Genomic DNA, 10,683 nt, shown 5'->3' with positions numbered 1-10,683 from the left:
CGCCGAGCGCGCCGCCGCGCTGGCCCGCGAGATCGGGCTGCCCACCGTGGAGTGCCGGGCCCACTACGACGTCGCGCGGCTCGGCGGCGACCCGGACCTCGCCAGGCTGGACGAACTCGGCGCCGCGCTCGGCACCCCGTACGGCCGGACGCTGGCGACCGCCGCGCGGGCACTGGCGAACCTGGACGGCGACACGCTGTGCGACGCGGCCACCGACCTCGCCCGGCTCGGCCACGTCCTGCCGGCTGACCGGCAAGGCCGTCATGGCGGCAGAACGCGCGGCCCGGCTCCGCGACCGCTGCGAGGGGGCGGTCACACCGCTGCTGGAGTACGACCGCACGGGGGTGCTCACGCGCAGGGAACGCGAGGTCGCCGTCCTGGCCGCCCGGCACAGCAGCAAGCAGGTCGCCGAGCGGCTCGGGCTGACCGTGGCGACCGTGAACAACAACCTGGCCCGCGTGTACGCCAAGCTCGGCATCTCCCGCCGCGCCGAACTGGCCGCCCTGGTGGATGGGAACGAGGCCGCTCAGCCCGCCGAACCGGACGATCCCGGCGCGTCCAGACGGTGACCGTCCGCGGAGCCGCGCGGCAGCAGGAACGCCGACGCGCACATCAGGGCCGCCGCCGCGAAGAGCGCGGCACGGCTGTCGGCCCAGGTCGCGACCAGGCCGCCGAGCAGGATGAACAGCGGCTGGGTGACCGTCGTCGCGAACGACCACAGGGCCGCCACCCTGGCCATCAGCTCGTCGGGCGTCCGCTGCTGGCGGTAGCTCGTCATGGTGGAGTTGGCCGCGCCCGCGAACAGCAGCACCATCCCGAACCCGAAGCCGCACATCAGCAACCCCGGGGTGCCGGGCACGGCGGCCGGGATGAGGAAGTACCAGGGGCCGCGCGACACGCTCGTCCACCACAGCGCGCGTACGGCGCCCAGCCGCGCCACCAGCCGGGGCGCCAGCCGGGCCCCGGCGAAGCCGCCCAGCGAGGGCACGCCCATGACCAGGCCGTACTCCCAGGGCTCGAAGCCCAGATCACGCAGGTAGAACACGGCCGACACCGCGGCCCCCATCGAGCTGGCCCCGGCGAAGGTCACCCAGCTCACCAGCATCGGCCGCAGGTGCGGGTGCCGCCAAGCGAACCGCCATCCGGCGAACAGCTCCGCCCGCCTGGACGCGCCCCGCTCGCGTACCGGCGGCGCGGGCTCCCGGGTGCGCAGTGACCTGACGGCCACCGCGCTGACCAGGAACGACACGGCGTCGATCAGCAACGAACCGGCCGCGCCGAGCAGGCCGATGAGCGCTCCCGCGGCGGACGGCCCGGCCGAGACGCTGAGCCAGCGGGTCGACTCGAGACGGCTGTTGGCCTCGATCAGGCGCGGGCCGGAGACCAACGCCTTGAGGTGCGACTGGGCCGCCGCGGTGAACGCGATCAGGCAGGAGGCGTTGACGACGGCGATGACACACAGGTGGGCGAAGGTCAGCACGTCCAGCGCCGCCGCGGCAGGGACGCTCGCCAGCGCGGCGAACCTGACGACGTCGGTCGTGATCATGATGGGCCGCTTGCGGCGGAACTCGACGTACGTGCCCAGCGGGAAGGCCAGGAGCGCCGTGGTGACCGCGGTGAACGCGGACAGCAGCGCCACCTCGAACGCCGAGGCCCCGACGACGGTGACGGCGACCACGGGCAGCGCGACCATGCCGACGGCCGATCCGAGCTGGCTGACGGTGGCGCCCGACCAGAGGCGCCGGAAGTCCTGGCGCTCGCGGGCGTCCGGCTGGGGGGAGGTCATCCCGCCTATTGTGCCGCCGCCCGCGAGCACACCGACAGCGGGTCAGCCGGGCGCGTCCGCGCAGAGTTCGGCGAAGCGGCGGGTGTCGACGTTGCCGCCCGAGACGATCACGCCGATCCGCCTCGGCAGGTCGCCCGCCCGCTTCGACAGCAGCGCGGCCAGCGGGATCGCCCCGCTCGGCTCGACGACGATCTTCATGCGCTCGAACGCGAACCGCATCGCCGCCCTGATGTCGTCGTCGCTCGCCAGCACGACCTCGTCCACCAGACGCCGGTTGAGCGAGAACGTCAGCTCGCCGGGGATCTCGGAGGCCAGGCCGTCGGCGATCGTCCGCGGGACCGGGATCGACACCCGCTCACCCGCGCTGAGCGAGCGCTTGGTGTCGTCGCCGTCCTCGGGCTCCACGCCGATCACCCGGATCCCCGGCAGCAGGCCCTTGGCCGCCGTCGCGCTGCCCGCGATCAGCCCGCCGCCCCCGATGGGCGTGAGCAGCGCGTCGAGGTCGCCGACCTCCTCGATGAGCTCCAGCGCGGCGGTGCCCTGCCCGGCGATGACGTGGGGATGCTCGTACGGGGGGATCAGCGTCAGGCCCCGCTCGGCCGCCAGCGCCTCGCCGATGGCCACCCGGTCGCCGGTGTAGCGGTCGTAGGTGACGATCTCCGCGCCGTAACCGGCGGTGGCCGCCATCTTGGAGCGCGGCGCGTCGCCGGGCATGACGATCACCGCGGTGCTGCCCAGCTCGCGCGCGGCCAGGGCGGTGGCCTGGGCGTGGTTGCCCGACGAGTACGCCGCCACGCCCCTCGCCAGTTGCGCGGGCGAGAGCCGGGAGACGGCGTTGTAGGCCCCGCGGAACTTGAACGCCCCGACGCGCTGGAAGTTCTCGCACTTCAGGAACACCTCGGCGCCCACGAGGGCGTCGAGGGTCCGGGAGCGCAGGACGGGGGTGCGGTGGGCGACGCCCTTGATGCGGGCGGCGGCGTCGTGGACGTCGTCCAGGGTGACCGGCAGCGTGTTGGCCATGCTCGTCGTTTCCTCCGGGGTGGTGGTGTCAGGGTGCCGACAGGAAGTCCGCCACGGCCGCCAGCCAGGCGCCGGGCCGGTCGACGTGCGCCATGTGACCCGCCTCGTCGAGAAGCACCGCCCGAGCGGACGGGATCAGCTCCCCCGCCCGTTCCGTCAGCGCAGCCGGGAACGTCATGTCCCGGCGACCGTGCAGCAACAGGATCGGCACGCCGAGCACGGCCAGCCGGCCCGCGGCACGATCGGGCCGGGCCGGGGGCAGGGTGCCCGCCCGCCAGGGGCGCAGCCACTCGGCCGAGAACCGTACCCGTGACAGGCGTTCGCGGTAGGCGTCGAGGGCCTCCGCCCGCCAGACGTCCGCCTCGGCACCGGCGAACGCCGCCGCGCGGGTGAGCGCAGGCCCCGACAGCGCCGGGTCCGACCACACCTCGGCGGTCGCGGCGGCCGGGGTGTACTGGTCGTCGGGGAGGCCGCGGGTGGACCGCCCGCATCCCCGCAGGTCCGGAAAGATCACGTCGTGGCGGTCGGCGAGCTTCGCCAACGGGTCCAGCAGGTAGGCGTGATCCCAGTCGGGGCCGCCGTGGATGACCAGCAAGGGGTCACGGCCGAGCGACTCGGCGGCCCGTACGGTGAACAGCTCCACCGCCGGATCTCGAGAAACGCGGACGAACTCCTCATAGATCATCCGGCACTACGACCCCGTTCCCTTGGCGGCGCGACCGCTTTGACCTTACCCGCCCTCGCACGCGCGCACGTGCGGGCCCGGAGGCCGGCCGGAGCGCCGCCTCAGGCCCGCAGGGAGCCGAGCGCGGAGCTCCAGGCGAGCACCTGGTCGAGCATGGCGTTCAGCTTGTCCTCGTGGGCGGCGGCGGGCTTGAAGTCGGTGGCGTTCTCGAAGTCGGTGAAGATCGAGAGCGCGACCTGCTGCTGCACGGTGGCCACGCACACCATCGCCAGGACGTGGCGCAGGTGCTCCACGGCGCGCACCGCGCCGTCCACGCCGTAGCCGACGAACCCGGCCGCCTTGTTGCCCCATTCCGCGTACAGGAAGTCGATGGCGTCCTTGAGCGCGCCCGGGATGGAGTGGTTGTACTCCGGAGTCACGAACACGAAGGCGTCGAGCGTGGCCACCGTGGCGGCCCAGCGCTTGGTGTGCTCGTGCGCGTAGTCGCCCATGGCCGGGATCTTGGGCTCGTCCAGGTGGCCCAGGTCGTAGTCCTTCAGGTCGATGAGCGCGTACTCGGCGTCGCCGCGCTTGGCCGCGAGCTCGTGGACCCACCGCGCCACCGCCTCGCCGTTGCGTCCGGGACGGGTGCTGCCCAGAATGATGCCGACCTTGGCCATCGTGGTCTCCTTCTCAGGGGAATTCGGTACGCGACCACCGTAGGAGCCAGGGCTGAGATACTGAATGCGCTGCTGTCCAGCATTTATACGCGATCGTCTCCATGTCTATACTGCGCCCATGGATGTCCTGAGCGACGTCGTCGCCCTCATGCGCACCGGCCGCCCGACCTCCGCCCGCGTCTCCTGGCGTGCCCCCTGGGGCCACACCTTTCCCGGCGCCTCCGGGTCGTCGAGCTTCCAGGTCGTGCTGCGCGGCTCGTGCTGGCTGATCCCCCCGGCCGGTGAGCCGGTCGCGCTGAGCGTGGGCGACGTCGTGTTCCTGCCGCACGGCGACAGGTACGGCCTCACCGACGACCCGGCCAGGCCGCTGCCCCCCGTGGCCTGCGACACGCGCGGCGACCTCGACCTGTTCGCGTCGGCCGACCTCGGCGGCTCGGGGGCCGAGACCGTCACCCTGTCGTGCGGCTACCGGCTCGACACCGGCAGGGCCCACCCCATCCTGAAGGCGCTGCCCGCCGTGATCCACCTGCCCACGACGCTCGGCTGCCACCCCGAGCTGAGGGCCGCCGTCGAGCTGCTGGCGGGCGAGATCGACAACCCCCGCCTGGGCGCGGACACCGTCGTGACCTCCCTGCTCGACATGTTGCAGCTCTACATCCTGCGGGCCTGGTTCGACCGGGAGGCCGGGGTCTGCGCGCACACCGGCTGGGCCGCCGCGCTCGCCGACCCGGCCATCGGCGGCGCGCTCGACGCCATCCACCGCGCCCCCGCCCACCGCTGGACGGTCGAGTCGCTCGGCGCCCACGTGGGGTTGTCGCGGGCCGGGTTCGCGCGGCGTTTCACGGGGCTGGTGGGGCAGCCGCCGCTGGCGTACCTCACGTGGTGGCGGCTGGCCAGCGCGGCGCGGCTGCTGCGCGAGACCGACGCGTCGGTGGCGGAGGTGGCCGAGCAGGTGGGGTACGGCTCGGAGTTCGCCTTCGGCAACGCCTTCAAGCGCGAGTACGGGGTGGCGCCCGGCAAGTACCGCAGGCGGACGTGCGCGGAGGCCGCGGTCTAGGCCCAGTTGGTGAGGCGGCGCAGGACGTACTCGACCGGGCCGTGGCGGTGGGTGCGCAGCCAGCGCGCGCTCGCCCACAGCAACACCGTGTAGATCACCAGGGCCACGCCCATCACGGCGATCGGCGGCAGTTGGCCCGCCAGCGCCAGGCCGTACCCGGTGAAGACCAGGCAGGCCAGCACCGACTGGCCCACGTAGTTGGAGGCGGCCACCCGCCCGGCCGGGGCCAGCGCCTGCCCGACGGCGGGGAAACGCCTGATCGCGCGCAGCAGCGTCGCCACGTACGCGGCGGCCAGCAGGACGGAGGTGAGGTTGTTCACCGCCATCCCGACCAGCTCCCCCGTGCCGCCCGCTCCGGCCGTCCAGGCCATCAGGATCCCGCCGGGCAGTCCGAGCCCGAAGCCGATCCACTGCACCCGGGGCAGCAGCCGCGACCACCGCTCCGGCTCCTCCAGCAGCCTGGACCTGCCCGCCGCCAGCCCGAACAGGAACATGGCCAGCGCCATCGGCCCCTGGAAGAGCCAGACCATGGCCACGATCGACGGGTACGTCTCGAGCTGCAGGGTCAGGAAGTCCAGCGGCCCGCCGGTGGCCAGGGCCAGCGCCCTGGCTCCGTCGTCCACGGGCGTCGCCTGCCCGGCCGAGGGGTCGAGGCTGGACAACCACGCCAGCGCGGCCCACAGCAGGGTCAGCACGCCGACGATGGCCGAGCCGATGACGACGGCGGTCTTCGGCCTGAGGTTGCGCAGGCCGAGCAGGACGAGGCCGAGCACGGCGTACAGGGTGAGGATGTCGCCGATCCACAGCAGGATCCCGTGCAGCACGCCGATCACGAACAGGCCCAGGCACCTGCGCAGCGTCCTGGCCGTCACGCTCGCGCCCGCCCGCTCGGCCGAGCGCATCTGCAGCGTGAACGAGTAGCCGAACAGGAACGAGAAGACGATGTAGAACTTGGTCAGCACGAAGGCGGTGATCGCCAGGGCCACCGGGCCGTCGGGGATGGGCATGTCGCCGGACTGGGCGTAACCGGGGTCGGCGAAGTAGCCGATGTTCGCGACCAGGATGCCCGCCAGCGCGAACCCGCGTACGACGTCCACCTCGTGGACGCGGCTGGCGGGCGGGGTGCGCACTTCAGTCATGCGCCGAAGCTACGGACAGCCCGTGCCGCGGGGCATCAGACCTTGGTCGCCACCGGGCCGACCAAAGCATCTTCACCACGGAAGATGACGATTAGTGGGGTATTTGAGGCAGAAGGTAATGGGCTGCACCAGAATGGGGGGATGGCATACCCTCCGCAGCCTCCCCAGCCCCACCAGTCGGCACCTCGGGGCGGTGCGCAGGGGGCGCCGCAAGGGTACGGCTCTCCGCAGCCCTACGGCCCGCCCCCGCACCACCCCGCCCCCAACGCCTACGGCCCTCCGCAGCCGTCCGCCCAACCGCCGCCGGACCAGGGCGGCCAACCAGGCCCCCAGCAACCGAACTACGGCTGGACGCCCAGCCCGCACCCGCCCCAGCCGGGCCACGGCCGGCAGCCGGACCCGCAGCACCAGCCAGGCCACGGCCAGGCCACCGACCCCTGGCAACAGGGCTACGGCCAGACACCCGGCCCGCACCAACAGCCGGGCCACGGCCAGACACCCGGCCCACAGCACCAGCCGGGCCACGGTCAGGCACCCGGCCCGCACCAACAACCCGGCTACGGCGGCGGCCCGTACCAGCAGAGTCCGCAGGGCGGCCCGTTCCCACCGGCGGGCTACGCTCCCCGCCCTCCCGCCAAGAGCAACACCGCCCTGATCATCGGGCTGGCCGTCGGTCTGGCCGTGCTCCTCCTCGGTGGCGGCGGCGTGGGCGTGTACCTCTACCTCAGCTCCGCCGGAGGGTCCACCCCCATCGCCCAGCCCGCCGACACCCGGGCGCCCTCATCCGGCCGGCCGTCGGACGACCCGACCCCGGACGACCCGACCCCCGACACCTCAGCCTCGGACGACCCGACCCCGGCACAGCCCACCTCCGAGCCCGACTCGTCCTCGAACCAGGCCCAGCCCGGCTCGCCGCTCACCGACGAGGAGTTCGACGACTGGGACTTCGCCCTGGGCGGCGTCAAGTTCCAGGCCAACAAGGTCGCCGGCTGGACCTACAACTCGTGCACCCCGGTGGACGGCCAGGGCCTGCTGGCCAAGAACGACTGCCAGCGCGCGATCCAGCTCGCCTACTCCGCCTACAGCGGCCACCTCAAGGCCGTGCAGATCATGATGTCCTTCCCCAGCGACAAGGCCGCCAAGACCACGGCCGACCGCCTCGCCAAACTCTCGTCGGACGCGGTCAGGTGGCGCCAGGACAAGGCCCACACCAAGTACGTCTACGGCAAGATCCTCTCAAGCGCGTCCAAGAAGTATGTGGTCGTCACGATCGTCACGGCGGACAAGTCGGCCGACAGCATGGCCCCGAACTTCCACGCCTACCTGCAGACCGACCACGCGAGCTATTTCCTGCTGCGCGACCAGACCATCACGAGCTGACCGCCGGGCCCGGCATCAGGCCCGCCGAGCCGCAGGCCGCCCGGCCGCGCCACTGCCGTGGTGGGGACACGACCCACCTCAGGCGGGCTAGGTCAGCAGGCCGCGTTGCCGGGCGGCCGCGGCGGCCTGGGTGCGGGTGGCGACGCCCAGCTTGGCCAGGATGTTGGACACGTGGACGCTCACCGTCTTCTGGGCGATGAACAGCCGCTCCGCGATCTCCCGGTTGGTCAGCCCGTCGGCGACCAGCCGCAGCACCTCAGCCTCCCGAGCCGTGAGCCCGCCCTGACCGCCGCCCTGACCGCCGCCCTGACCGCCGCCGCCCTGACCGACGGAGCCCCGGCCACCGGAGCCGGTGCCCGAGCCGAAGCGGGCGCGGCGGCCGAAGTCGAGGAGGGCGTTCTCCAGCGGCACGGCGCGCAGCTTGCCCGCCGTCTCCCTGGCCAGCGCCCACTCCTCCAGTGCCCCCTCGCGGTCGCCCGCCGCCAGCAGCGCCTCGGCCAGCCGCCACCGGGCCCGCGCCACCTCGTAGACGAACCCGAAGTCGAAGGCCGCCACCACCCGCCGCCACGCCTCCACGTCGAGCCGCCCGTGCACGCGGTGCCACTCGGCCTCCACCCGCAGCGCCCAGGCCAGCCCCTCGGCCCCCAGGTAGCCGCCCTCCCCGACGGGGCCCGCCTCGACCGCGACGCGGGCGCGGGCGCGCAGCTCGTCGGCGCCCTCGGTGGTGCCCAGCTCGGCCAGCGCCCACAGCCCGACGGCGGCCAGCCGCAGCACGCCCGCCTCGCCGTCCATCAGCCCCGCGATGGCGGCCTGCACATGGTCGAGCGCCGCCGCCGGGTCGCCGTGCCACAGCGCGTGCTCGGCCGCCAGGCCCCTGGACATGTAGGCGGCCAGCTCGTCGGACCAGAAGGGCCGCAGCCACCTCAGCCGCCCCTCGACCGCGGGCAGGTCGCGCGCGACCTCGATGAACAGCGCGAACGACGACAGGACGGCCTCGGGCTGCGTGCCCACCCGCGCGCCGAAGCCTCCCGCGACCAGCTCGGCCTGGTCCCACTCGCCGGCCACGTAGTGGATGAGGAAGCGCAGGAACCGCAGGTCGGTGCCGAAGGTGCTCCACTTGAGCCCGGTCTCGGCGGCCATCCTGACGCCCTCGTCGGCCACCTCGGCGGCGTGCGCGAGCAGCCCCTGCTCGTAGTGGATGCGGGCGTGGTGGAAGCGGGCCCGCAGGTCCATCGCCAGGTCGCCGGTGCCCTCTGCGGAGGCCGCCTCGACCAGCTTGTGCGCCGTGGCCACGTCGGCGCGCTGCTCGACGAACGTGGCCAGCGTGAGCATGGCGCCCACCTCGGCGTCTCGGGCCCCGGCGGCGCGGGCGGTCTCGAGCGCCCGGCCGCACAGCGCCTCGACCTCCTGGTGCCGCGACGACCACAACAGCGTGCGGGCGTAGGTGGACAGCGCGCGGGCGAGCGCGGCCGGGTCGTCGGCGCTCTCGACGGCCCGCTCGGCCGCCGCGACCGCGCCCGCGCTGTCGTCGAGCTCGAAGAGGTAGTAGGCCAGCCGCTCGCTGACCTCCGACGTCGGCGGCAACGCCCGCAACTGGACGGCGGCCCGGTGGTTGTCGCCGCTGTCGGCCGCCATCACGGCACTGCGGAAGGCCAGCTCGGTCCGGCTCTCCCCGGCCAGCCGGGCGGCGTCTACCACGCGGTCCCACAGGCCGAGCGCACGGTCGTAGTGACTGTGTGCCTCGGCGGGCGCCCCAACCCGCTCGGCCGCTCGGCCCGCCTCGACGGACGCCGCCAGCGCCCCGGCCAGGTCGTGGCCCGCGAGGTGGTGGTGCGCCAGCTCGGCCGGGGAGCTGAGCAGGCGGGCGAAGGCGGCGTGCAGCCTGGTGCGCTCGCCCGGCAGCAGGTCGGTGTAGACGGCCTCCTGGAGCAGCGCGTGGCGGAAGGCGTAGCCGTGGCCCTTGATCTTGAGCAGGCCGCGCGAGACGATCTCCCGCACCGCCTCCTCGAACTCGGCCAGCGGCAGCCCGGACACCTCGCGCAGCAGGTCGTCCTCCACGCTGCGGCCGGCCACGGCGGCGGCCCGCAGCACCCGCTGCCCCGGCTCCGACAGCACCTCGACCCTGGACATCAGCAGGCTGGCCAGCCCGTCGGGCAGCCGGTCGCCCTCGGCCATGGCGGCGAACAGCTCTTCGGCGTAGAACGGGTTGCCGTCGGCGCGCGACACGATGAGGCCGAGCCCGTGGGCGTCGACCGCGCCCATGCTGGCGACGTAGTCGGACATGTCGCCCGAGCCCAGCGGCCCCAGCTCGACGTTCATGACCGTGGGCAGGCGCTTCAGCTCGGCCAGCACGGATCGCAGCGGGTGGCGGCGGTGCAGGTCGTCGGTGCGGTAGGTGCCGACCACGCAGACCCGCTCGCTCTGCACCATGCGGCTGAGGAAGACCAGCAGGTCGCGGGTGGAGCGGTCGGCCCAGTGCAGGTCTTCGATCACGAACAGCACCGGCTGCACGTCGGACAGCAGCCCGAGCAGCGAGCCGAACAGCCGCTGCTGCGTGAGACCGGTGGAGGACGCGCTCTCCGTGCCGGGCAGCAGCCCGCCGAGCATGGGGTGGGCGGCGGCGGCCTCGCGAACGGCGGGCTCGGCGCCGCGCAGCGCGTCGGCCAGCGGCAGGTAGGGCAGCGCGTCGCCGAGCTCGGCGCACTGGCCGATCAGCACGTGGAAGCCGCGCTCGCGAGCCTCGGCGGCCAGCTCGGTGATCAGCCGGGTCTTGCCGATCCCCGCGTCACCGCCGACGAGCGCCACCCCGGCCACGCCTGCGGCGGCGGACTGGAGCACCCGCACCAGCCCCGCCAGCTCAGCGGATCGTCCGACGAGAAGACCGTTCACGCCTGAAACTATGCCACGCTCCACTGACAGAGAATTGGTCCGGAAAAGCGGGCCGAGATTGGCCCTCT

Annotated in this window: 10 protein-coding genes; 3 read left to right on the top strand and 7 right to left on the bottom strand. The window is 73.6% G+C overall.

The window, feature by feature from the left end:
- Positions 1–265: hypothetical protein (locus tag ABD844_RS08060; protein ID WP_344874540.1), on the bottom strand; the 265-nt coding region annotated here is incomplete at its 3' end.
- Here ABD844_RS08060 and ABD844_RS08055 point away from each other — a divergent pair.
- A complete protein-coding gene (locus tag ABD844_RS08055; RefSeq protein WP_344874538.1) occupies positions 264–569 on the top strand; it encodes a helix-turn-helix domain-containing protein in 306 nt (101 codons plus the stop codon). The two genes, ABD844_RS08060 and ABD844_RS08055, sit on opposite strands and share 2 nt — an antisense overlap.
- Here ABD844_RS08055 and ABD844_RS08050 read toward each other — a convergent pair.
- The 4 genes from ABD844_RS08050 to ABD844_RS08035 all read right to left on the bottom strand — a co-directional run bounded on the left by ABD844_RS08050 (position 527) and on the right by ABD844_RS08035 (position 4,150).
- Positions 527–1,786, bottom strand: a complete 1,260-nt coding sequence (locus ABD844_RS08050; RefSeq protein WP_344874537.1) for an MFS transporter — start codon at positions 1,784–1,786, stop codon at positions 527–529. The genes ABD844_RS08055 and ABD844_RS08050 overlap by 43 nt on opposite strands.
- Positions 1,787–1,828: 42 nt before the next feature.
- Positions 1,829–2,806, bottom strand: coding sequence for a threo-3-hydroxy-L-aspartate ammonia-lyase (locus ABD844_RS08045; RefSeq protein WP_344874535.1), 978 nt, complete (start codon positions 2,804–2,806; stop codon positions 1,829–1,831).
- A 28-nt stretch (positions 2,807–2,834) separates the two neighbouring features.
- Entirely contained in the window at positions 2,835–3,491 is a 657-nt protein-coding gene (locus tag ABD844_RS08040) for an alpha/beta fold hydrolase (protein ID WP_344874533.1), read from the bottom strand.
- Between the two features lie 101 nt (positions 3,492–3,592).
- Complete coding sequence (locus tag ABD844_RS08035; RefSeq protein WP_344874531.1) at positions 3,593–4,150, bottom strand: NADPH-dependent FMN reductase; 558 nt, start codon at positions 4,148–4,150, stop codon at positions 3,593–3,595.
- Between the two features lie 118 nt (positions 4,151–4,268).
- Here ABD844_RS08035 and ABD844_RS08030 point away from each other — a divergent pair, with 118 nt between their 5' ends.
- Complete coding sequence (locus tag ABD844_RS08030) at positions 4,269–5,207, top strand: AraC family transcriptional regulator (RefSeq protein ID WP_344874529.1); 939 nt, start codon at positions 4,269–4,271, stop codon at positions 5,205–5,207.
- On the opposite strand, the gene ABD844_RS08025 is transcribed toward ABD844_RS08030, so the two are convergent.
- On the bottom strand, positions 5,204–6,346 hold the full coding sequence (locus tag ABD844_RS08025) for a DUF418 domain-containing protein (RefSeq protein ID WP_344874527.1): 1,143 nt from the start codon (positions 6,344–6,346) through the stop codon (positions 5,204–5,206). The genes ABD844_RS08030 and ABD844_RS08025 overlap by 4 nt on opposite strands.
- A gap of 141 nt (positions 6,347–6,487) precedes the next feature.
- Between ABD844_RS08025 and ABD844_RS08020 the strand changes: the two genes are divergently transcribed.
- The gene (locus tag ABD844_RS08020; RefSeq protein ID WP_344874525.1) at positions 6,488–7,726 is read left to right on the top strand and encodes a hypothetical protein; all 1,239 of its coding nucleotides are present in this window, start codon (positions 6,488–6,490) and stop codon (positions 7,724–7,726) included.
- Between the two features lie 87 nt (positions 7,727–7,813).
- Here the strand turns inward: ABD844_RS08020 and ABD844_RS08015 are convergent, their stop codons facing one another.
- On the bottom strand, positions 7,814–10,615 hold the full coding sequence (locus tag ABD844_RS08015; RefSeq protein WP_344874523.1) for a helix-turn-helix transcriptional regulator: 2,802 nt from the start codon (positions 10,613–10,615) through the stop codon (positions 7,814–7,816).
- Between the last annotated feature and the right edge of the window lie 68 nt (positions 10,616–10,683).

It is taken from the genome of Nonomuraea antimicrobica (assembly GCF_039536965.1).
Taxonomy (GTDB): Bacteria; Actinomycetota; Actinomycetes; order Streptosporangiales; family Streptosporangiaceae; genus Nonomuraea; species Nonomuraea antimicrobica.
The sequence above is the reverse complement of the archived record's forward strand: the minus strand, read 5'-3'. Positions and strand labels throughout refer to the sequence as shown.